Origin of the sequence: Streptomyces lincolnensis, from assembly GCF_021173675.1 — a bacterium.
GTDB classification, from domain to species: Bacteria; Actinomycetota; Actinomycetes; order Streptomycetales; family Streptomycetaceae; genus Streptomyces; species Streptomyces lincolnensis_B.
The window spans coordinates 160,924-184,241 of sequence record NZ_JAIHON010000014.1 but is presented as its reverse complement, the minus strand read 5'-3'; the positions used below and the strand labels follow the sequence as shown (position 1 = coordinate 184,241).

11 protein-coding genes and 1 tRNA gene are annotated in these 23,318 nt (G+C 72.9%); 5 read left to right on the top strand and 7 right to left on the bottom strand.

Annotation, left to right across the window (positions count from 1 at the left end; genetic code table 11):
- Positions 1-19: 19 nt before the first annotated feature.
- Positions 20-1,702: a bifunctional 3'-5' exonuclease/DNA polymerase gene (locus K4B79_RS36400; RefSeq protein ID WP_232031698.1), complete on the top strand. Its 1,683-nt coding sequence runs from the start codon at positions 20-22 to the stop codon at positions 1,700-1,702.
- On the opposite strand, the gene K4B79_RS36395 is transcribed toward K4B79_RS36400, so the two are convergent.
- On the bottom strand, positions 1,703-5,128 hold the full coding sequence (locus K4B79_RS36395; protein ID WP_269464405.1) for a BTAD domain-containing putative transcriptional regulator: 3,426 nt from the start codon (positions 5,126-5,128) through the stop codon (positions 1,703-1,705).
- A gap of 429 nt (positions 5,129-5,557) precedes the next feature.
- Positions 5,558-6,451, bottom strand: coding sequence for a glycosyltransferase family 2 protein (locus tag K4B79_RS36390; RefSeq protein ID WP_232031696.1), 894 nt, complete (start codon positions 6,449-6,451; stop codon positions 5,558-5,560).
- A gap of 198 nt (positions 6,452-6,649) precedes the next feature.
- On the opposite strand from K4B79_RS36390, the gene K4B79_RS36385 reads away from it, so the two are divergent.
- From K4B79_RS36385 to K4B79_RS36370, 4 genes are all read left to right on the top strand, one after another.
- Positions 6,650-7,111, top strand: a complete 462-nt coding sequence (locus K4B79_RS36385; protein ID WP_232031695.1) for a hypothetical protein — start codon at positions 6,650-6,652, stop codon at positions 7,109-7,111.
- Entirely contained in the window at positions 7,101-7,766 is a 666-nt protein-coding gene (locus K4B79_RS36380; protein ID WP_232031694.1) for a hypothetical protein, read from the top strand. Before K4B79_RS36385 ends, K4B79_RS36380 begins: the two co-directional genes overlap by 11 nt.
- Before the next feature lie 2 nt (positions 7,767-7,768).
- The gene (locus tag K4B79_RS36375; RefSeq protein ID WP_232031693.1) at positions 7,769-12,532 is read left to right on the top strand and encodes a putative T7SS-secreted protein; all 4,764 of its coding nucleotides are present in this window, start codon (positions 7,769-7,771) and stop codon (positions 12,530-12,532) included.
- An 85-nt stretch (positions 12,533-12,617) separates the two neighbouring features.
- Complete coding sequence (locus K4B79_RS36370; RefSeq protein ID WP_232031692.1) at positions 12,618-13,394, top strand: hypothetical protein; 777 nt, start codon at positions 12,618-12,620, stop codon at positions 13,392-13,394.
- 62 nt (positions 13,395-13,456) lie between these two features.
- Here the strand turns inward: K4B79_RS36370 and K4B79_RS36365 are convergent.
- The 5 genes from K4B79_RS36365 to topA all read right to left on the bottom strand — a co-directional run bounded on the left by K4B79_RS36365 (position 13,457) and on the right by topA (position 23,060).
- A tRNA-Thr gene (locus tag K4B79_RS36365) sits at positions 13,457-13,533 on the bottom strand.
- Positions 13,534-13,628: 95 nt separating this feature from the next.
- Entirely contained in the window at positions 13,629-15,224 is a 1,596-nt protein-coding gene (locus K4B79_RS36360) for an alpha/beta hydrolase (protein ID WP_232031691.1), read from the bottom strand.
- A 217-nt stretch (positions 15,225-15,441) separates the two neighbouring features.
- Positions 15,442-16,647, bottom strand: coding sequence for a DNA polymerase III subunit delta' (locus tag K4B79_RS36355; RefSeq protein WP_232031690.1), 1,206 nt, complete (start codon positions 16,645-16,647; stop codon positions 15,442-15,444).
- A 94-nt stretch (positions 16,648-16,741) separates the two neighbouring features.
- Positions 16,742-20,083, bottom strand: coding sequence for a dTMP kinase (gene tmk / locus K4B79_RS36350; RefSeq protein ID WP_232031689.1), 3,342 nt, complete (start codon positions 20,081-20,083; stop codon positions 16,742-16,744).
- 124 nt (positions 20,084-20,207) lie between these two features.
- The gene (gene topA, locus K4B79_RS36345) at positions 20,208-23,060 is read right to left on the bottom strand and encodes a type I DNA topoisomerase (RefSeq protein WP_232031688.1); all 2,853 of its coding nucleotides are present in this window, start codon (positions 23,058-23,060) and stop codon (positions 20,208-20,210) included.
- Positions 23,061-23,318 lie beyond the last annotated feature (258 nt).

The following is a 23,318-nucleotide window of genomic DNA, read 5'->3' as shown; positions in this document are numbered from 1 at the left end:
CCCTGCCACACTCGCCATCATGACCGACCGGTGGGCTCTCGCGCCGGCCGAGGGCGGTGGCGTGGAGTTCGGCCCCCTCGGCCCCGACGGGCTGCTCGCCGGGCCCGTACACCGGGCCCCGGACGCCGCCGAGGCCGTACGGGGCCTGCCGGAGGTCATGCGCTGGGTGTGGCGGTCGACGGCCGAGACGTATCCGCGCCTGCTCGCCACGGGGGTGCGAGTGGAGCGGTGCTACGACGTGGAGGACGCCGAGACGCTCCTCCTCGGTCACGAGGGTCGCTCCGGCGAACCCCGGTCGGCGGCCGCCGCCCTGGCCCGGCTGCGCGGCGGACCCGTCCCGCCGGACCCACCGCAGCGCTCCGCCGAACCGGGCGCCCAGTCCTCCCTGTTCGAACCCGAGGACGTGCATCTGCCGCTCACCGACCTCGTCGCGGTGTACACCGAGCAGCAGCGCCGCCACGACGCCACCGCGCACCCCGACCGGATGCGCCTGCTGACGGCCGCGGAGTCCGCGGGGATGCTGGTGGCCGCCGAGATGAACCGCGCGGGGCTGCCCTGGAGCGCGGAGGTGCACCGCCGGGTCCTGCACGACCTGCTCGGCGAGCGGTACGCGGGCGGTGGCGAGCCCCGGCGGCTGGCCGAACTCGCCGACGAGGTGTCCGCCGCCTTCGGCCGCCGGGTCCGCCCCGACCTGCCCGCCGACGTCGTCAAGGCCTTCGCGCAGGCCGGGATCAAGGTCCGGTCGACCCGGCGCTGGGAGATCGAGTCGATCGACCATCCGGCCGTGAAACCCCTCGTCGAGTACAAGAAGCTGTACCGCATCTGGGTCGCCCATGGCTGGTCCTGGCTCCAGGACTGGGTGCGCGAGGGCCGTTTCCGGCCCGGCTTCCTCGCGGGCGGCACCGTCACCGGCCGCTGGGTCACCAACGGCGGGGGCGCCCTCCAGATCCCCAAGGTGATCCGGCGGGCCGTGGTCGCCGACCCCGGCTGGCGGCTGGTGGTCGCCGACGCCGACCAGATGGAGCCGCGCGTCCTGGCGGCGATCTCCCGCGACCCCGGCCTCATGGAGGTGGCCGGCCGCGAGAGCGACCTCTACCAGTCGGTGTCCGACCGCGCCTTCTCCGGCGACCGCGCCCAGGCCAAGCTCGCCGTGCTCGGCGCGGTCTACGGCCAGACCTCCGGCGACGGCCTGAAGAACCTCGCCGCGCTCAGACGCCGCTTCCCGAAGGCGGTGGCCTACGTCGACGACGCGGCCCGCGCCGGCGAGGAGGGGCGGCTGGTGCGCACCTGGCTCGGCCGCACCTGCCCTCCGGCCGCCGGAGCGGGCGAGGACATGGCGGACGAGGCCGGCATCCCCACGGCCGAGGACGACTCCGAGCAGCGGTGGGTGCCCGGCTACGCCTCCACCGACGCCCGTGCCCGGGGCCGCTTCGCCCGCAACTTCGTCGTCCAGGGCAGCGCCGCGGACTGGACGCTGCTGCTGCTCGCCGCTCTGCGGCAGTCCTGTGCCCAGATGGCGGCCGAGCTGGTCTTCTTCCAGCACGACGAGGTGATCGTGCACTGTCCCGAGGAGGAGGCCGAGGCGGTCGTGGCGGCGATCCGGGAGGCCTCCGCGCTCGCGGGACGGCTGACGTTCGGGGAGACGCCGGTGCGGTTCCCGTTCACGACGGCGGTGGTGGAGTGCTATGCGGACGCGAAGTGATCAGCGTGGTGGGTGGGGCGGGTGGGTGAGCAGGTCTCGGAGTTCCTGAAGGACCGTGTTCTCGTCCGTGCCCTCCAGTGCGTCGAGGGCCGCGCGCCACTGCTCCCGTGCCTCCCGGGGGCGTCCGCGCTCCCACAGCAGAAGTCCGTGCTGGTGGCGGGCGAGACCGCCGGTGTAGCCGTCGCCGCGGGCGTCCGCGCGGCCGAGCAGCTCGGCGCACTCCAGACCGGCCCGTTCGGTACGGCCGAGCAGGCGCAGGGCGCGGACCAGGCCGAGCCGGGTCTGCGACTCGCCGGGCCAGTCGCCGTGCCGCCCGAGGATGCGCAGGCTCTCCTCGAAGTGCCCGGCCGCCTCGGCCGGTTCGCCCAGGGTGAGGTGGGCGTAGCCGATGTTGCAGTGCGCGGAGTGCTGCACGATGACGTTGCCGATCTCGTCGCCGATCGCGAGCGAGAGGCGGTGCTGCTCGATGGCGGCCCGCGGGTCGGTGTGCTCGTACAGGTTGCCGAGGTGGCTGTGGGTCACGGCCTCCCCGTACCGGTCGTCCAGCCGCCGTGAGTACGCGAGGCTCTGGCGCAGCGCCCGCTCCGACTCGGGGTGTCGGCCGAGGCCTTCGAGGAGCAGCCCGCGGTTGTTGAGGCACCGGCGGATCCAGGAGACCGCGCCGAGCCGCCGCCAGATCGCCAGAGCACGGTCGTTGAGGTCCAGGGCCTCGCTCTGCCGCCCGGTCAGGAAGTGCAGGCCCGCGAGGTCGCCCAGCGCGTACGCCTCGCCCGACTCGTCGCCCAGCCGCCGTGCGAGCCCCAGGGCGGCCTCCCCGAGCACCTCCATCTCGGCCACGCGGCCGGCGCGTTGGAGGAACGGCACGAAGAGGCGGAGCAGGGTGGAGAGGTGGGCGGCCGTGCGCTCGTCGGGCGCGTCCGCGTACCGCTCGACCAGGGCGACGATGTTCTCCAGCTCCGACTCGCCCCAGGTGAAGGCTTCCTCGGAGGAGGCGAACGGCGGTACGGACAGCACGTGGGCCACGTGCTCGGGCGGCTGGACCGCGGTCGGCCCCAGGCGGTCGTCCCGGTCGAGGCCGGGTTCGACGATCGCGGTGAGGGTGCGCTCGGCGACGGCCGTGTACCAGCGCACGGCGGTGCGGGCGATGTCGGGGGCGTGCCGTGCGTCGGCCAGTTCGCGGGCGAAGTCGCGGACCAGGTCGTGCGGTGCGTAGCGGCCGTACGCCGTCTCCTCCAGCAGCGCCACGTCGACAAGGCGGTCCAGCGCCTCCTCGGCGCGGCACTCCTCGGCGCCGAGGAGACGGGCGACGAGCGGGACGCCGTAGGTGGGGAGGTCGAGGGCGCCGATCCGGCAGAGGATCAGCGCCGCGTCGCGGTCGGTGCGGCGGCCCGAGGCGGCGAGCGCGTCGTGGGCGACGGCCAGGGAGCGGCGTACGGACAGGTCGTCGTACTCCAGATGCCGCAGCCTTCCCTCCGTCGCGGCCAGTTGGTCGGCGAGCACGTCGGGGGTGAGGGCGCGGCGTGCGGCGAGGCGGGCGGCGACGATGCGTAGGGCGAGGGGGAGGCGGCCGGTTAGTTCGATGAGGGGGTGGGTGGCGTCGATCTCGTCGCCGCCCTCGCCGTCCTGACCGTCGCCGTCCTGACCGTCCTGGCCGTCGTCGCCGCCGCGTCCGGAGGCCGCGCGCAGCAGGGCCGCGCTCTCCTCGTGCGAGAGCGGGGCGAGCGGGAAGCGGTGGGCGCCGTCCAGGGCGGTCAGGGGGGAGCGGCTGGTGACGATCACCGCGCAGCCCGCCCCGGCCGGCAGCAGCGGCCGCACCTGCGCGGCGCTCTCGGCGTCGTCCAGCACCATCAGCGTGCGCGTCGGCGCGAGCAGCGAGCGCAGCAACGCGGCGGCCGCGTCCGGGTGTTCGGGGATGCCGCGAGGATCGGTGCCGAGGTCGCGCAGCAGCGTGGTGAGGGCCTGGGCCGCGGTGAGGGGGGTCATGCCGGGGGTGGCGCCGTGCAGATGGACGTAGAGCTGGCCGTCAGGGAAACGTTCCCGCAGGCCGTGTGCGGCGTACAGCGCGAGCGCGCTCTTGCCGACGCCGGCCATGCCGCTGATCACGGCGATGGAGGGGGGCGCGGTGGGCGTGAGGAAGGAGATGGGGGTGAGGGCTTGGTACAGGTCGTTCAGTACGGCTGTGCGGCCGGTGAAGTGGCCCGGGAATGGGGGGAGTTGGGCGGGGCGGGGTGGTGGTTGAGGGGGTGAGGGTGGGGGGTCTTCTTCGCGCGTAGCGTCGGGGCCGGAGGGGGGCGTGGGAGCAGGGCTGGGAGTGAGAGCTGTGCTCGGTGTGGACGCGGGGGCGGAATCGGGCGTCGGGGAGGAGGCCGGAGCGGCGGTCGGGGCGGGGGTCGGTGCCCCGCTCGCCGTGCCGGGCTCGGATGCCGAGGTCTCACGTGCCGTCGCGGGCATGGGCGCCGGAGTCTCACCCGCCGTGCCGGGCTCGGATGCCGAGGTCTCACGTGCCGTCGCGGGCATGGGCGCCGGAGTCTCACCCGCCGTCCCCGGCGCGGACGCCCGGGCCTCCCCCGCCGCCGTGTCCGTCACCACGCCGCGCAGCACCTCGACGTGGGCCTCGCGTACCGCGGGGCCCGGTTCGATGCCGAGTTCCTCGACGAGGCGGGTGCGCAGGTCGCGGTGGACGGCGAGGGCCTCGGGCTGGCGGCCGGTGCGGTGCAGGGCGAGCATCAGCTGACGGTGGTAGGCCTCGCGCAGCGGATGCTCGGCGGCCAGCGCCGCCACCTCCGGTACGAGGGCGCCGAGCCGGGCGCCGCCGAGGGCGAGTTCGGCGTCGTAGCGCCACTCCATGAGCAGCAGCCGCGCCTCCTGGAGGCGCTGAACGAAGGCGTATCCGCCCACCTCGGACGGCAGCCCGCTCAGGGGCGTGCCGCGCCACAGCGCGAGCGCCGCCGTGCTCTCGCGCACCACCCGCTCCCAGTTCTGCGCGGCGTGCGCGCCCCGCGCGGCGGCCATGTGCCGTTCGAAGACATGGACGTCCAGCTCGCCGTGTTCGACGCGCAGCAGATAGCCGGGCGGTACGGCCCGCAGCCGCCCGGAGTCGTCGAGCAGCCGGCGCAGCCGGGTCACGTGGTTGTGCAGCGAGGCCTGGGCGGACGCGGGCGGAGCGCCGCCCCACAGCGCGTCCTTGAGCGACTCGACGGAGACGGTACGGCCGGCCTCCAGCAGCAACGCGGCCAGCAGGGCACGTGCCTTGGGACTCCGCACGGTCCGGACACCGAGGTCGTCGGTCCGGACATCGAGGTCGCCGGTCCGGACGCCGAGGCCGTCGAGGTCGCCGCGCCCGCCACCGCCCTGACGCTCGTCGTCGCCCCGGCCGTCGTACAGCACGGGCGGCCCGAGCAGTCCGAACCGCAGCTCGTACCGCAGTCCGCAGCACCCCCTCACGCCCACTGCCTTCCCGCACGCCGCGCCCGAGCGCGCTCCGGGGAGTTCCTCGGAACCCCGCCGTCCTTGGCGGATTTCCGCCCTGCTTACGACGGTTTCCCGCCACACTCCCCTACGGGGGTTTCCGCCGGAACCCGCTACAGTTCCGCCATTCACCGCCACCGCCCGGCGATTTCGGGCCACCCTCACATCGAGCGGCCGATAGCTGAACGCGGAACTGTTGGCCATATGTTAGCGATTCGTTGGCGCGGCCTGATGTGATCACTACATCGGATCTGGCCCGAGGGGGCGCGCGCAGAGCGCGCAACTCGGGGGAGTGTCACCGTCGCGGCCGGATCCGAGGACGTGTGCGGGTCCCGGTCGGCGGAGGTGACCGACCGGGCCCCCCGTCCGTCGCATCCCGTGCCGGGCTCAGATGACGGGCGGTCGCCCCAGCCGCGTCAGCCGCCACACCGTCCCCCACCGCATGGGCCGTCGTTCGCCCGCGGACTGCCGTACGCCTTCCACGAACCCCCCGACCCAGGCGCGCAGTCCGGCCGCCGACCGCATCCGCAGCAGCGTGAGCAGTGTCCAGACGCCCAGGTGCACCGGGATCAGCGCGAGCGGGAGGCGGCGGCGGACCAGCCAGACCCGGTTGCGCGCGTTGACCCGGTAGTAGATGGCGTGGCGGGCGGGCGAGGTCCTCGGGTGCTGGAGCAGCAGTTCGGGCGTGTACAGGATCCGCCAGCCCCGGTCGACGGCCCGCCAGGACAGGTCGATCTCCTCGTGGGCGAAGAAGAACTCGGCCGGCCAGTCCCCGGTCTCCTCCAGCATCGCCGTACGGAAGGCGTGCCCGCCGCCGAGGAACCCGGTGACGTACCCGCCGCGCAGCGGGTCGGAGGAGCCGACCCGCGGCACGTGCCGCTGCTGTGTCTCCCCGTACTCGTCGGCGATGCGGAAGCCGACGATGCCGAGGCGCGGGTCGGCGGCGAACAGGTCCCCCACGTGCCGCAGCACGTCGGCGTCGACCAGCAGCCCGTCGTCGTCCAGCTCCACGACGATGTCGACATCCCCGAACTCCCTCAGCCGGGCCAGGGCCACGTTCCGTCCGCCGGGGCAGCCGAGGTTCTCGTCGAGCTCGACCGGCGTGACCTCGCCGGGCAGCGAGAGCCGCTCGGCGAACTCGGGCAGCGGGGAGCCGTTGCCGACGATCACGATGCGGGTGGGCGGCAGGTCCTGCTTGGCCACGGACCGCAGCAGCGCGTCGACCTCCTCGGGCCGATTGCCCATGGTCACCACGGAGACGGCGATCCTCGGCGTGCCCAACGTCCTCACCCCGCACCCATCACGCACCACGGCCGGCCACTGAGTCAGTGATGCTAGCCGTTCACGACAACGACGTCTTGAGTACGCTCCCGCGCCCCGAGACCGCTCAGTGTCGAGGGCAACTTCACAAGAACCACCCGTGTCGTCCGGCACGTCCTGATCTACGGTGCCACCAGTCACCTACGACGGGGAGAAGCCGTGGAGGACACAAGGACAGCGCTCGCCCAGCGAATCGCCGAGCGGAGAAGGGGAGCCGGTGACCCTCGCGCGCTGATCGGCGAGATGCGGCGCTCGGTCCTCCTGGTGCCGACGACCGGTGGCGGCCTCTGGTCGGCGCGGTCGGGCGGGGTGCGGTGGATCTGCGGATTCACCGACGAGACCGCGCTGGCCCGGTTCGCCCTGCACCACGCCCCCGGCGACCGGCCCACGGACTACGCGGCGCTGCTGGGCGCACGCATCGTCGACGAGGTCGTGCCGTCCCTGCACGAGCCCGCCGGACTCGCCGTCGACATCGCCACCGAGGACGGGTCGATGTTCTTCCCGCCGGTCGTCGGTGTCGTCCCGGCCGGCTTCGCCGTCGATTCCGACGAGGCCGGGGAGGCCGACAAGGCCGGGTCGACTCCGGCCAGGACCGAGGAGGGGCGCGGCCATGGGCGGTGAGCTCCAGTTCGACAAGGCCGCCGTAGCGAAGTTCACGCAGGGAGTGGGCGCGACCATCGACGCGCTCGGTGATCTCGGCGGCGCCACCGGCTCGGTGATGGGCAAGGGCTTCTCGGAGCTGTCGATGACCGGGATGGAGGCCGGGCACCACGGCCTCTCGGTCGACTTCGAGGACTTCTGCGAGCGCTGGGAGTGGGGTGTGCGCGCCCTGGTGAAGGACGCGAGCGAGATCGCGAACCGCCTCGGTCTGGCGGCGGGCACCCAGTGGGAGCACGACCAGTACGTCGAGGGTGCGCTGAAGGTGGGCGTCAACTCCGTGATGGGCGGCAACCCGCACGCCACCGAGGAGGAGATCGCCCGGCAGGACTGGGGAGACGTGTTCACGCCGGACGCCCTGAACCCGGACTACAGCGCCGAGTCGTTCGAGCGGGCCGGCCAGGACATCGAGCAGACCTGGAAGGACACCGGCCGCACGGTCCTCACCGAGGGCCAGGGCGGGCAGCGCTCCGAGGTGCTCAAGGACACGCTCGGCATCTCCGACGACCGGTGGAACCAGGCGCTGGACGACACTTTCGGGCCGTCGCCGGAGGAGCGCGCCCAGCAGGCGCAGGAGACACCGCAGGCACAGCAGCAGGGTGAGTCCGGGGGGAACTGACCATGGGCATCGGCGACTTCATCAGCGACATCACGCCCGACTCGGTCGAGAACGCGGTCGAGGACGGCGTCGAGTGGGTCGGCAACCGGATCGAGGACGCCGGGAACTGGACCGCCGACCGGCTGGACGACGTCGGCTGGGAGTCCGGCGCCGACTGGGTGCGCGAGCAGTCCCGTTCGATCGCCAACCGCATGGGCGCCGAGGTCGACGAGATGGACCTCGGGCAGACCGAGGACAAGACCAAGCTGGTCCACGGCAGCGCGAGCAAGATCAACGACACCGCCGCGAAGCTCCGCACCTTCCAGTCGGCCTTCGACGACACCGGCGACGGTCTCAAGGGCCTCGACTCGTCCCGGCTCAAGGGCGAGGCGGCCGAGGCGCTGCGCACCGCGGTGAGCACCCAGCCGCCCAAGTGGTACGCCGCCGCCGATGCCTCCGCGAAGGCGATCGGCGCGCTGGAGGCCTTCGCCTCCACCGTCACCTGGGCGCAGGGACAGGCGCAGACGGCGATCGACAAGTGGAAGGAGGGGGTCAAGGCCTCCGAGGAGGCCGCCGACGCCCACCGCAAGAAGGTCGACGACTACAACGGCGCCGTCGACCGCTACAACGCCCAGCCCGCCGACAAGCGCGACCCCGCCTCGCTTCCCCCCAAGCCCGCGGCGACGTTCGACGACCCCGGCAAGAAGCTGATGCAGGACGCGCAGGACATCCTCGCCGAGGCGCGCACGCAGCGGAACTCGGCGGCGGAGACCGCGCGCACCGCGGTCCGCGCCGCCCGCGACATGGCCCCGGAGAAGCCGTCGTACGCCGAGCAGTTGAACGACGGTGTCCAGGAGCTCCAGATCATGGGCGACCACGTCGGCGGCGGCATCATCAAGGGCACCGCGGGGATCCTCAACTTCGTCCGCAGCGTCAACCCTACGGACCCGTACAACCTGACGCACCCGGCCGAGTACGCCACCTCGCTCAACAGCCTGGCCGCGGGCCTGGTGGTCGCCGCCAACGACCCGGTCGGCACCGGCAAGCAGATGCTCGACACCTTCATGAAGGACCCGGCCGAGGGCTTCGGCCGGCTGGTTCCCGACCTCGCGCTGACCCTCGCCACCGGTGGCGGCGGCGCCGCGGTGAAGGGCGTGCGGGTCGCCGAGGAGGCCGCCGACGCCGCACGGCTGCGCAATCTGGTCGACGAGGCCCCGGACGGAACCCACAACACCCCGGACGGCGACCGCAAGCAGGGCGGCGACCCGGTCGACCTGGCCACCGGCCGGATGTATCTGCCCCAGACCGATGTCGTCCTGCCCGGCATCCTGCCGCTGGTCTTCAGCCGGCGCACCGAGTCGGGCCTCGCGATCGGCCGCTTCCTGGGGCCCGCCTGGACGTCGACCGTCGACGAGCGTCTGACGATCGACGCCATCGGTGTCGTCCACGCCACCGCCGAGGGCCTCCTGGTCACCTACCCGCACCCGGTCCCGGGCGCGCCCACCACCCCGGAGAGGGGCCGGGCCCGCACTCTGCTGGCCCGCGACACCGACGGCGACTACACGCTCACCGACCTCGACAGCGGCCTGGTGTTCCGCTTCACCGCCCCGCCCGGCGGCGAACCGGGAGGCGACGGAATCGCCTGGCTGACCTGCGTCACCGAACGCAACGGCCACTCGATCACCATCGACCGGGGCGCGGACGGCCTGCCACTGGCCCTGGTCCACTCGGCGGGCCACCAGGTGAAGCTGTCCGTCGCCGACGGCCTGGTCACCGCCCTGTCCCTGGCGGGCGCGGGCGAGGGCGGCGCGGACCAGCCCTTGATGGGCTACGGCTACGAGGACGGCAACCTCACCACGGTCACCAAGCCCTCCGGCGCCACCACCACCTTCGAGTACGACGCACGCCGCCGCGTCACCGCCTGGACCGACTCCAACGGAAGCCGCTACGACTACGTCTACGACGACAGCGACCGTGTCGTGGCGGAGGGCGGCGAGGCCGGCCACGTCCGGATCACCCTGGCCTACACCGGGCCCGACCCCGAGACGGGCCGCCGCACCACCACGCTCACCACCGCCGACGGCCACACGACCCGTCACCTGTTCGGCCCCGGCTGCCGCCTCCTGGCCCTCACCGACCCGCTCGGCCGCACCACCCGGTTCACCTACGACCCGCGCGGCAACCTCCTGACCCGCACCGACCCGCTGGGCCTGACCACCGTCTTCTCCTACGACGAGGACGGCCGGGTGGTCTCCGCCGCCCGCCCCGACGGCAGCGAACTGCGCACCGTGCGCGGCCCGTTCGCCCTGCCGGTGGAGGTCGTCGGCCCGGACGGCACCCGCGTGCTCCACGCGTACGACCGACGCGGCAACCGTACGGCGGTCACCGACGAGGCCGGCGCCACCACCCGCTACACCTACGACGACGCCGGCCGGCTCACCTCGGTCACCGACGCCCTCGACGCCACGACCCACGTGGTGTGCGACGCGGCAGGACTGCCCGTGGAGGTGACCGCCCCCGACGGCGCCGTCACCCGCACGCAGCGGGACGCCCTCGGCAGACCGGTCCGCATCACCGACCCGGTGGGCGGCGTCACCCTCCTTCAGTGGCACCCCGACGGGCAGCTCGCCCGGCGCACCGGCCCCGACGGCGCCACCGAGTCGTGGACCTACGACGGCGAGGACAACTGCCTCACCCACACCGACCCGTCCGGTGGCGTCTCCCGCTTCGAGTACACCCATTTCGACCTGCCGCTCGCCCGCACCGGACCCGACGGCGCCCGCCACGAGTTCGAGCACGACGCCGAGCTGCACCTCACCCGCGTCGTCAATCCGCAAGGGCTGACCTGGAGTTACGAGTACGACGCCGCCGGCGACATCGTCTCCGAGACCGACTTCGACGGCCGTACCCTCACCTACCGGGTGGACGCCACAGGCCGGCTCGCCGCCCGCGTCGACGCCCTCGGCGGCACCATCGCCTTCGAGCGCGACCAGCTCGGCCGGGTGGTCCGCAAGGACGTCGACGGCAGTGTGACGACGTACGCCTACGACCGGGCGGGACGCCTGACGGAGGCGATCGGACCGGACAGCGAACTCCGTTACCAGTACGACCGGCGCGGCAAGGTCAAGACCGAGCTGGTGAACGGCCACCCCGTCTCCTACTCCTACGACGCCCTCGGCCGCCGTACGAAGCGCACCACACCCACCGGCCACGTCACCTCCTACGCCTACGGCACCGACGGACAGCCCCGGCGCCTGACCACCGGCGGTCACCGCGTCGACTTCACCCACGACGCCGCCGGCCGCGAACTCGCCCGCGTCTTCGGCGACTCGGTCACCGTCTCCTCCGCCTGGGACGAGGCGGGACGGCTCACCGCGCGGCACATCACCGCCGGAACACGCGCTGTCACCGGCCGCGCCTACACCTACCGTGCCGACGGCCACCCGATCTCCGTGGCGGACCAGCTGTCGGGCACGCGCGCCTTCGATCTCGACCGCGCGGGCCGCGTCACCGCCGTCCACGCCCGCGGCTGGACGGAGCGCTACGCCTACGACGACGCCGGCAACCAGACCTCGGCCTCCTGGCCGTCCCGCCACCCCGGCGGCGAGGCCACCGGCCCCCGCGCCTACACCGGCACCGCGCTCACCCGCGCCGGGGACGTCCGCTTCGAGTACGACGCCCTCGGCCGGGTCACCCTGCGTCAGAAGACCCGCCTCTCCCGCAAGCCGGACACCTGGCGCTACACCTGGGACACGGAGAACCGTCTCACCTCGGTCACCACCCCCGATGGGACCCGGTGGCGGTACCGCTACGACCCACTGGGCCGCCGCACCGCGAAGCAACGCCTGTCGGCCGACGGCGAGAGCGTGGCGGAGGAGACCCGCTTAACCTGGGACGGTCTGACCCTGTGCGAACAGACCAGCCACCACCCGGACGCCCCGAACACGGTCGCCCTCACCTGGGACCACCGCGACGTCGTCCCGCTGGCCCAGACCGAACGCATCCTCACGGCCGACGACCGCCAGGAGGAGATCGACCGCCGGTTCTTCGCCATCGCCACCGACCTCATCGGCACCCCGACCGAACTCGTCGACGAGACGGGCGACATCGCCTGGCGCAGCCGCAGCACCCTCTGGGGCACCACGGCCTGGTCCCGCGACAGCAGCGCGTACACCCCGCTCCGCTTCCCCGGCCAGTACCACGACCCCGAGACCGGCCTCCACTACAACTACTTCCGCCACTACGACCCGGAGACCGGCCGCTACACCTCACCGGACCCGCTCGGCCTCGCCCCCGCCCCGAACCCCGTCGCGTACGTGGGGAACCCGCTCAGCGTGTGCGACCCGCTGGGCCTCATGCCCAAGTACACGAAGGAGGAGAAGGCACAGAAGCGGATCGACAAGATCCTGGACACCATCTCCGCGAGGGCGGAGAACGGTGAGATCAACAAGCACGCCAAGTACCACGGGGACTCGGGGCACGGCTTCTCCGACGAACGGGTCCTGGAGATCCTGAAGGAGCCCGATGCCGTCTACCAGTCGTCGGGCCAGGCGGGAAACTTCATCTTCCGCAAGGACAACGACATCGCCGTGGTCTACGGGCCCGGCTCCAAGCAGGGTCAGGCCATCACGGCCTACGGAGAGTCCGGCATCAAGGGCGACTCCGGTGCGAAGGCACTCGGCGGCAGTCCGACCGACCCCGGCAGTCCGGTGACCCACGACGACATCGTGCAGGGCAGGATTCCCACCGAGGACGGTTATCTGGCCCCGGCGAAGCAGATCAGATGAGAGCCGATGATCGGTTGAGGGCAGATCAGGTGCGGGCAGCTCGGACGAGGGCAGATCACATGCGGGCAGATCAGATGAGGCAGGAATGACCACGAACGTGTCGTTCGACGGCGACTGGCGCGCAACGGTGACGGACGAGCCGCTCCCCGTCACCCCCCGTTTCACGGGTGACTCCGTGGACATCGCGCCGTACGCGGACAGGGAGGAGCGTGAGCGCTTCCTCGCGGCCACCTTCGGCAGCGACGAGTGGCTGTGGGACACCCCTGACACCCTCCGGTTCGACCCGGACAGCCGGAAACTGGTCGGGGCCGAACTCCGCTTGCCGTACGTCTCCGCGAACGCCGAGACCACCTTCCGCGTTCCCGCCCTGCCCCCCGTGCGCCAGGGCGGGCTCCGCGCGGACGAGGTCCGGGACTTCCGCCACGAGATGTGCGCGGTGCTGTGCCGCGCCCCCGAAGACGCCGAACTGGCGTGCCTGCGCGACCTCGACGTCCTGGACGCCCCTCTGGACGCCCGCATCGGCATCGCCCCCGACCTCGCGCTCCTCGTCCAGCACGGCACCGTCGTCGGCTGGAGCCTCACCGACCCCGCCCGCCACCTGACCACCCCCTTCACGGAGCCCTCCCCCACTCCCCCGTCCCCCGCCACCCGCCGTCTCCTCACCGAGTGCCTGAACCTGGTCACCCAGCCACTGTTCGACGCCCTGGAGGACGACGACCCCACCGCCCTCGCCCGCCTGCACGCCACCGCCCAGGCCCTCCGCACCCAACCCACCGACCGCCCCCGAGCCGACACCCTCCTCACCCTCATCGCCAACCTCCTCGAGGACCACCCCGACGGGACGACCGGGCGGAACCCCTGAGAGCGTCACCACGTCCAGACACGAAAAACCCCAGGTCAGGAGTGCCTGACCTGGGGTTTCATTGGAGCCGCCTTCGGGATTCGAACCCGAGACCTACGCATTACGAGTGCGTTGCTCTGGCCATCTGAGCTAAGGCGGCGCGCTGTCCGCACCATGGTGCGATCAGCAACGCCGGTAAGTCTACACAGTTTCGGAGGGTGCTCCGAACCAGCCCGGACCAGCCCGCCGCCCCCGCTACGAGCAGCGCTTGCCGTCCGTCGGAGGGGTCCCGCGGAGCAGGTACGCGTTGATCGTGGAGTCGATGCAGGCGCTGCCGCGGCCGTAGGCGGTGTGGCCGTCGCCCTCGTAGGTGAGGAGGCGGGCGGAGGTGAGCTGGCGGGAGAGGGCGCGGGCCCAGCGGTAGGGGGTGGCCGGGTCGCGGGTGGTGCCGACGACGACGATCGGGGCGGCGCCCTCGGCCTCGATGCGGTGCGGTTCGCCGGTGTGCCGCACCGGCCAGTACGCGCAGTTCAGGGAGGCCCAGGCGAGGCCCTCGCCGAAGACGGGGGACGCCTTCTCGAAGGCGGGGAGGGCTTCGCGCACCTCGTCGGGGCTGTCGAAGGCCGCCGGGAGGTCGAGGCAGTTCACGGCGGCGTTGGCGAACATCAGGTTCGCGTAGCGGCCGTCGGCGTCCCGCTCGTAGTAGCTGTCGGCGAGGACCAGCAGCCCCGCGCCGTCCTTCTCCTTCATCGCCGTCGACAGCGCCTCGCGGAGTTGGGCCCAGGCACCCTCGTCGTAGAGCGCGGCCGTGACGCCGGTGGTGGCCAGGGCCTCGCCGAGCCGGCGCCCGTCGGCGTCGCCGGTGGGGATCGGACGGGCGTCGAGCTTCCGGAAGAAGGCCTTGAGGTTCCTGCCGACCTCGGCGGGCGTGGTGCCCTTCGTGCCGAGCGGGCAGTCCGGCTGCTGCACGCAGTCCTTCGCGAACGACTGGAACGCCGTCTCGAAGCCCGCCGTCTGGTCCAGGTTCAGCCGGCGCGCGGGCAGCGAGGGGTCCATCGCGCCGTCCAGCACCAGCCGGCCGACCCGGTCCGGGAAGAGTCCCGCGTACGTCGCTCCCAGGAACGTCCCGTACGACGCCCCGACGTAGTGGAGCTTCCTGTCGCCCAGCACCGCGCGCACGATGTCCATGTCCCGGGCCGTCTCCACGGTGGAGACATGCCGCAGCAGCTTCGGCGACCGGGCGCCGCAGCCCTCGGCGAACCTCTTGTACGCGTCGACGACGGCCGTCCGCTCGCGCTCGTCGTCGGGCGTGAGGTCGGTCTGCGTGTACGTGTCCATGGCCCGCCCGTCGAGACATTCGACGGGTTCGCTGCGGGCGACGCCGCGGGGGTCGACCGCGACCATGTCGTACCGCGCGCGGATCTCGGCCGGGTAGCCGATCCCGGCGTACGCCTGGAGGTAGCCGATCGCCGAGCCGCCCGGTCCGCCCGGGTTCACCAGCAGCGAGCCCAGCCTCTTGCCCGGACCCGTGGCCTTCTTGCGGGCGAGGGCCAGGCGGACCGCGCCGGCGCCCGGCTCGGCGTAGTCCAGCGGCGCCTTCACCGTGGCGCACTCGAAGCCGGGGACTCCGCAGGAGCGCCAGCTCGGCTTCTGTCCGTAGTACGACGCGAGGGCGGCCGGTGTGGCCCTCGGCAGCGGGTCGAGCGCCGCCTCGGCCACCGCGCCGCCGGAGCTCGTCGCGCTCCCCGAGGAGCAGGCGGAGACGAGCAGCGCGGCCGCCGCGAGGAGGGCGCCGCCGGTGCGGAGTCCGCCCGGTCGGGAGCTGAACAGTGAGGTGCGCCTGGTGTGCATCGATCGAGCGTAACTCTGCGCAGCGATCCGAATGCTCTCAGTGCACGCCATTCCCCGTACGAGGGACACCGTCAACCTCCTGTGATCGAGCCCCGCCTTCCTCCCGCGCCCCGACGACGCCGTGCCGACGGTCCCCGGTCAGCCATCGGCCCGTCAGTCCGCCAACCGGCGAACCCGTCAGCTCGCCAGTCCGCCAGTCCGCCAACCGACGAAGCCATCAGCCCGCTCTGAGCGCCATCGTCATCGCCTCGACCGCCAGCAGCGGCGCCACATTGCGGTCCAGGGCCTCGCGGCAGGCGGCGATCGCCTCGATGCGGCGGAGCGTGGACTCGGGGGAGCCGGCGCGGGCGAGTCGTTCGAGGCTGTCCTCGACGTCCGCGTTGGCGATCGCCACCCGGGAGCCGAGCTGGAGGGCGAGGACATCGCGGTAGAAGGCGGTGAGGTCGGTGAGGGCCAGGTCGAGGCTGTCGCGCTGCGTCCGCGTCCTGCGCCGCTTCTGCTTGTCCTCCAGGTCCTTCATCACGCCCGCGGTGCCGCGCGGCATCCGGCCGCCCTGGGAGGCGCCCATCGCCGCCTTGAGTTCCTCGGTCTCCTTGCCGTCCCGCTCCTCGGCGAGCTGCTTGGCGTCCTCGGCCGCCGCGTCCACCAGCTCCTGGGCGGACCGGAGGCAACCGCCGATGTCGTCGACGCGCAGCGGCAGCTTGAGGACGGCGGCCCGGCGCTGGCGTGCTGCCGGGTCGGTGGCCAGGCGGCGGGCCCGGTCCACGTGGCCCTGGGTGGCGCGGGCGGCGGCCATGGCGGCGGCGGGCTCCACGCCCTCCCGGCGGACGAGCATGTCGGCGACGGCGTCGACGGAGGGCGTGCTCAGGTTCAGGTGGCGGCAACGGGAGCGAATGGTCGGCAGGACGTCCTCGATGGAGGGTGCGCACAGCAGCCACACGGTGCGCGGGGCGGGTTCCTCCACGGCCTTGAGGACGGCGTTGGCCGACTTCTCGTTCAGCCGCTCGGCGTCCTCGACGAGGATGACCTGCCAGCGGCCGTTCGCCGGCGAGGTGAACGACTTGCGGACGGTGTCCCGCATGTCGTCGGCGAGGATCTGCGTACCGACGGCGGCCACGGTGCTGACGTCGGCGTGGGTGCCGATGAGCGCCGTATGACAGCCGTCGCAGAAGCCGCAGCCGGGGGCTCCCCCGAGGGCGCGGTCGGGGCTGACGCACTGGAGGGCGGCGGCGAAGGCCCGAGCCGCCTGGTTCCTGCCCGCGCCGGGCGGGCCCGTGAACAACCAGGCGTGGGTCATCTTCGACGCCTCGGGCGGCGGTGTGTCGGCGGTGACCGAGGTGACCAGGGCGTCGGCGTCCCGAGCGGCGGCGCCGAGCTGCGCGCTCACCCTCTCCTGGCCCACCAGGTCGTCCCAGACGCTCATCGCTCACCCCGCCCTTCCGTCACGCCCCATGTCACGGAACCCATTGTGCGGGCTGCCACTGACAACCAGGTCGGCGGCGACCGCCGGGCGGGCCTCAGCGCCCCCGGCCCCGGCGGCGCCCGCGGTCGCCCTCGTCGCCCTGCTCGTCCCCGTGCGGTCCGAGCAGCTCGTCCGCCAGCGTGGGCAGATCGTCCAGCGGCGTCTCCTCGGCCCAGTCGGACCGGGGCCGCCGCCGAGGCGCCGGCGCGCCCGTCTCGTCGACCTGCGGCAGCTCACGCGTACGGTCCTCGGTGCCGTCCGGCCTGGCGATCGGCCGCTCGGTCCCCGGCCGCTCGGTCCCCGGCCGCTCGTCCCGGAAGTACCCCGGCGGCACCCGGTCCGAGGGGCCCTCGTCCCGGACGGGCGGCAGCACGGCCGTCTCGTCGGCGGCACCGGGCGGCACCACCGGAGGCAGCACCGCGGTCTCGTCGGCGGCCCCCGGCGGAACCGGCGGCAGCACCGCCGTCTCATCCGCGGCGCCCGGCGGAACCGGCGGCTGCGGCGGCACAGGCGGCTGCGGCAACTCGGCCGTCACCTCGGCGTCCGACCCGCCCGGAGCGGCACCCTCGGAAGAAGCACCCTCAGAAGAAGCACCCTCGGAAGAAGCACCCGCCGAACGGCCGTCGGCCCCCTCCGCCCGCTCGTCCCGCACCCGAGGCAGCACCGCCGTCTCGTCCACCGGCCCGCCCGACGCGTTCGTCGGTGTCACCACCGGCGTGGGCACGGTCATCGCTTCCGTCGCGGTTCCCGCGGCCGTGGATCCGGGTCCGGGCTCGGGGCCCGCCTCGGCCGCGGCCGCCGCCTGCTCGGCGAGGCGCCGTGCCTCCTCGGCACGCATCAGCGCCTGCTCGGCCTTGCGCTGCTTCTCCAGGCGCCGCGCCTCGGCCTCGGCGCGCAGCCGGGCCTCCTCCTCGGCCTGCTTGCGGAGCCGGTCCGCCTCGGCCTGCCGACGTGCCTCCTCCTCGGCCCGCGCCTTCTCCTCGGCGAGGAGCCGGGCCTGCTCCTCCTCGGCCCGTCGACGCGCTTCCTCGGCGCGCAGCCGGGCCTCCTCGGCCTGCCGTTCGGCCTCGCGGCGCTGCGCCTCCTCCAGCTCGCGCTGCTTGCGCTCCTCCTCCTCGGCACGCAGCCGGGCGAGCTGCTCCTGGCGCTCACGCTCCAGGCGCTCCTCCTCAGCCTTGCGGCGCGCCTCCTCCTCGGCCTTGCGCCGGGCCTCTTCCTCGGCCTTGCGGCGCGCCTCCTCCTGGGCCTGGATCTCGGCCTCGGACAGCGGCAGCATCTGGTCGAGCCGATGCCGTACGACGGTGGTGACGGCCTCGGGCTCCTGGCCCGCGTCCACCACCAGGTACCGGCTGGGGTCGGCGGCGGCGAGCGCGAGGAAGCCGGACCGCACGCGCGCGTGGAACTCGGCCGGCTCCGACTCCAGGCGGTCCGGCGCCTCGGTGAACCGCTCGCGCGCGATCTCCGGCGAGACGTCGAGCAGCACGGTCAGGTGCGGCACGAGGCCGTTCGTCGCCCATCGGTTGATGCGGGCGATCTCGGTCGGGGACAGGTCGCGGCCCGCCCCCTGGTAGGCGACCGAGGAGTCGATGTAACGGTCCGAGACGACCACCGCGCCGCGCTCCAGCGCGGGCCGCACCACCGTGTCCACGTGCTCCGCGCGGTCCGCCGCGTACAGCAGGGCCTCCGCCCGGTGCGACAGTCCGGCGCTCGACACGTCCAGCAGGATCGACCGCAGCCGCTTGCCCACGGGGGTTGCCCCGGGCTCGCGGGTGACGACGACCTCGTGTCCCTTGGCGCGGATCCACTCGGCGAGCGCCTCGGCCTGGGTGGACTTCCCGGCCCCGTCGCCGCCCTCCAGGGCGATGAAGAAGCCGTTCGACGCGGGCACCGTCTCCGGGTCGTCCCCGCCGAGCAGCGCGTCCTTGAGGTCGCTGCGCAGCGGTACGCCGGAGCGGTCGTCGATCTTGGCCAGCACCAGCGCGGCCACCGGCAGCAGCAGCGCGCCCACCAGCATCAGCGTGAAGGCGGCGCCGCCGTGGGCGAACACGAACTTGCCGTTGTCCAGGCGGTGCGGGCCGATCGCCGCCGCCACCACGGGCGCGATCACCGCGCCGAGCGCCACGCACACGCGTACGACGGCGTGCAGGTGCTCGGTGGTCCGCGCCCGCCGGAACTCCTCGGCCTCCTGGTCCAGCAGCGTGTGCCCGGTGTTGGCGGCCACGCCCGCGCCGGCGCCCGCGAGGGCGAGGATCAGCACGACGCTGGTGACGTCCGGGACGAGGCCCGCGGCCAGCAGCGCGACACCGGTGAAGGCGATCGCCAGCGCCAGCAGCCGGCGCCGCGACAGCGTCGGCAGGATCCCCGGCGCGGTACGGATGCCGACGACGACTCCGCCGGTCAGCGCGCCCACCAGCAGGCCGTACAGCACCGGCCCGCCGCCCAGGTCCTTGGCGTGCAGCACGGCCGCGGCGACCGCGGCCGCCACCGCCCCGGCGACGGCCGCGCCGGAGAGCACCAGCAGCGGCATGGCGCCGGTACGGCCCTTGTCGGCACCCGTGCCGCTCCGGGGCCGACGCAGCCCTTCCAGCGGCGAACGCGCGCGCGGGGTGCGGGTGTCGGGCAGTTCCAGGAAGGTCAGCACCGACAGGGACGCGGCGAACAGCCCGGCCGCGACGTACGAGCCGAGGGCCGCCTGGTGCTGGGCGAACCAGGCGATCCCGGAGCCCAGCAGGTTGTTGAGCAGACCCGCGGCGACCAGGACGGCGGCGGCGAGCGGGATCGCCACGAAGCCGGTCCGCAGCGACAGGCGGCGCAGCGCGTCCATGTGGTCCGGCAGCGGTCGTACCGTCGCGCCCTCCGGCGGCGGGGCGGGCAGCAGCGCGGGCGCCGCGCTCTCCCGGCACACCGTCCAGAAACGCTCGGCGACCCCGGTCACGAAGGCGGTGACCAGCACGATCGCCAACGCGTCCTGGGGCGTCCAGTCGATCCACAGGGGCGCCACGATCAGCACCACGACCCGCAGTCCGTCCGCGCCGACCATGGTCCAGCGGCGGTCGAGGGGGCCCTCCTGGGAGGTGAGCGATGTCAGCGGGCCGAGCAGCACCGCGCCGAAGAGCAGCGTCGCCAGGATGCGCACACCGAAAACGGTCGCCACTGCGAACGCCACGCCCCGGTACCCACCGCCGAACGAGCCCTCGGCGATCGCCGCCTGGAGGGCGAGCACGACCAGCACCAGAAGGGCGAGCGTGTCGCCGATACCGCCCACGAGTTGGGCGCTCCACAGCCGTTTCAGCTGCGGTCGGCGCAGCAGGGCGCGGACGGCGCGCTCGCGGGAGTCCGCGACCAGGGCGTCGTCGGGGGCCGGGTGAGGGGCCGTTGGCTGCTCGGCTGGGGTCATGCTTTCAGCCTATCGGGAGCCACCGACAGCCTGGAGCGCCCGTCCGAACGTGCGCACGCCCCGACACCAAAGTGATGCCGGGGCGTTCGTTTCGCGAAGCCTGCGTGATGGAAGAGGGCTCGGCTCAGTCCTCGGACGCCGTCTTCGAAGCCGTCGCCTTCTTGGCGGTGGTCTTCTTCGCCGTCGTCTTCTTCGCGGTCGTCTTCGCGGCCGTAGTCTTCTTCGCCGCGGTCTTCTTGGCGGCCGTCGCCTTCTTGGCCGGGGCCTTCTTCGCGGGCGCCTTCTTCGCCGTCTTCTTGGCGGGGCCCTTCGCCCGCTTCTCGGCGAGCAGTTCGAAGCCGCGCTCCGGGGTGATCTCCTCGACGCTGTCGCCCGAGCGCAGGGTCGCGTTGGTCTCCCCGTCGGTCACATACGGCCCGAAACGACCGTCCTTGACCACCACGGGCTTCTCGCTGACCGGGTCCACGCCCAGTTCCTTCAGCGGCGGCTTGGCGGCGGCCCGGCCGCGCTGCTTGGGCTGGGCGTAGATCGCCAGCGCCTCTTCGAGGGTGATCGTGAAGAGCTGCTCCTCGGCCTGGAGGGAGCGCGAGTCCGTGCCCTTCTTCAGGTACGGCCCGTACCGCCCGTTCTGCGCGGTGATCTCCTGGCCCTCGGCGTCGGCGCCGACCACACGCGGCAGCGACATCAGCTTGAGCGCGTCCTCGAGCGTCACCGTGTCCAGCGACATCGACTTGAACAGCGAGGCCGTACGCGGCTTCACGGCGTTCTTGCCGGTCTTCGGGGTGCCCTCGGGGAGCACCTCGGTGACGTACGGGCCGTAACGGCCGTCCCGGGCGATGATCTGGTGGCCGGTGACCGGGTCCGCACCCAGCTCGAAGTCGCCGCTCGGCTTGGCGAGCAGTTCCTCCGCGAACTCGACGGAGAGCTCGTCCGGGGCCAGGTCCTCGGGCACGTCGGCCCGCTGGTGGTTCTCGGAGTCCTTCTCGCCGCGCTCGATGTAGGGGCCGTAGCGCCCGACCCGCAGCACGATGCCACTGCCCACCGGGAACGACGAGACCTCGCGGGCGTCGATCGCGCCCAGGTCGGTCACCAGCTCCTTGAGGCCACCGAGGTGGTCCCCGTCGCCGTTGCCGGCCTCGGCCGCGCCGCTGCCTCCCGCGGCGAAGCCGCTGTCGGGCACGGTCTCGCCGAAGTAGAACCGCCTCAGCCACGGCACGGCCTGCGCCTCGCCGCGGGCGATGCGGTCGAGGTCGTCCTCCATCCTGGCCGTGAAGTCGTAGTCGACGAGCCGGCCGAAGTGCTTCTCCAGGAGGTTGACCACGGCGAAGGACAGGAAGGACGGCACCAGGGCGGTGCCCTTCTTGAAGACGTAGCCGCGGTCGAGGATCGTGCCGATGATCGACGCGTACGTCGACGGGCGGCCGATCTCGCGCTCTTCGAGCTCTTTGACCAGGCTGGCCTCGGTGTAGCGGGCCGGGGGCTTGGTGGCGTGCCCGTCGACCGTGATCTCCTCGGCGGACAGCGCGTCGCCCTCGCTGACCTGGGGCAGCCTGCGCTCGCGGTCGTCCAGCTCGGCGTTCGGGTCGTCGGCGCCCTCGACGTACGCCTTGAGGAAGCCGTGGAAGGTGATCGTCTTGCCGGAGGCGCTGAACTCGACGTCCCGGCCGTCGGCGGCGGTGCCGCCGATCTTCACCGTCACGGAGTTGCCGGTCGCGTCCTTCATCTGCGAGGCGACGGTCCGCTTCCAGATCAGCTCGTAGAGCCGGAACTGGTCGCCGGTCAGGCCGGTCTCGGCGGGCGTGCGGAAACGATCACCCGAGGGGCGGATCGCCTCGTGCGCCTCCTGCGCGTTCTTCACCTTCCCGGCGTAGGTACGCGGGGAGGAGGGCAGGTAGTCGGCGCCGTACAACTGCGTGACCTGGGCACGAGCGGCGGCGACGGCGGTGTCGCTGAGCGTCGTGGAGTCGGTACGCATGTACGTGATGTAGCCGTTCTCGTACAGCTTCTGGGCGACCTGCATGGTCGCCTTCGCGCCGAAGCCGAGCTTGCGGCTGGCCTCCTGCTGGAGGGTCGTCGTACGGAACGGGGCGTACGGCGAGCGGCGGTACGGCTTGGACTCGACCGAGCGGACCGCGAACCGCGTCTGCTCCAGGGCGGCGGCCAGGGCGCGGGCGTTCGCCTCGTCGAGGTGGAGGGTGTTCGCGCTCTTGAGCTGTCCCAGGGAGTCGAAGTCGCGGCCCTGCGCGACGCGCCTGCCGTCGACGCTCTGGAGGCGGGCGATCAGCGACGACGGGTCCGAGGGGTCCCCCGCGCGGCCGGTCGCGAAGGTGCCCGTCAGGTCCCAGTACTCGGCGGAACGAAACGCGATGCGGTCGCGTTCCCGCTCCACGACGAGCCGGGTGGCGACGGACTGGACACGGCCCGCGGACAGCCGCGGCATGACCTTCTTCCACAGGACCGGCGAGACCTCGTAGCCGTAGAGGCGGTCGAGGATACGGCGGGTCTCCTGGGCGTCGACCATGCGCTGGTTGAGGTCGCGCGGGTTGGCGACGGCCTCGCGGATCGCGTCCTTGGTGATCTCGTGGAAGACCATCCGCTTGACCGGGACCTTGGGCTTGAGCACCTCCAGGAGGTGCCATGCGATGGCCTCGCCCTCGCGGTCCTCATCGGTGGCGAGGAAGAGCTCGTCGGAGTCGCGCAGCAGGTCCTTGAGCTTCTTGACCTGGGCCCGCTTGTCAGCGTTGACGACATAGATCGGCTGGAAGTCGTGTTCGACGTCCACACCGAGGCGACGGACCTCGCCGGTGTACTTCTCGGGTACCTCGGCGGCGCCGTTGGGGAGGTCGCGGATGTGCCCGACGCTCGCCTCGACGACGTATCCGGGGCCGAGATAGCCCTTGATCGTCTTCGCCTTGGCAGGCGACTCGACGATGACGAGTCGGCGGCCGCCCTGTGCGGTCTCGCTGGTCGGGGACAACTTCGCTCTTCTCTCCGGTCGACGCTGGGATCTCTCCCCAGGCCTTGGATCCCGGGGTCGGGTCATGCTGACGCTGCGGAGTGTGACGGTACATCCCGCCCCCGTGTCAAACGGGAAAAGCCCGCAACGGCCACTCGAACGGTAACCCGACTACCGCCATTCCTGCCGCCCGGAGTACCCACCGGCCTTTTCGCGCCCATCCGGAGGGTGATCTCCCAGTTACCGGCGCGTCCGCCTCGCCGTGACCCCCGTAGGGGG

Coding starts and splice junctions, on each gene's coding strand:
- K4B79_RS36400 (WP_232031698.1), top strand. CDS start 20: ATGACCGACCGGTGGGCTCTCGCGCCGGCCGAGGGCGGTGGCGTGGAG.
- K4B79_RS36380 (WP_232031694.1), top strand. CDS start 7,101: ATGGGCGGTGAGCTCCAGTTCGACAAGGCCGCCGTAGCGAAGTTCACG.
- K4B79_RS36375 (WP_232031693.1), top strand. CDS start 7,769: ATGGGCATCGGCGACTTCATCAGCGACATCACGCCCGACTCGGTCGAG.
- K4B79_RS36370 (WP_232031692.1), top strand. CDS start 12,618: ATGACCACGAACGTGTCGTTCGACGGCGACTGGCGCGCAACGGTGACG.
- K4B79_RS36360 (WP_232031691.1), bottom strand. CDS start 15,224: ATGCACACCAGGCGCACCTCACTGTTCAGCTCCCGACCGGGCGGACTC.
- K4B79_RS36355 (WP_232031690.1), bottom strand. CDS start 16,647: ATGAGCGTCTGGGACGACCTGGTGGGCCAGGAGAGGGTGAGCGCGCAG.
- tmk (WP_232031689.1), bottom strand. CDS start 20,083: ATGACCCCAGCCGAGCAGCCAACGGCCCCTCACCCGGCCCCCGACGAC.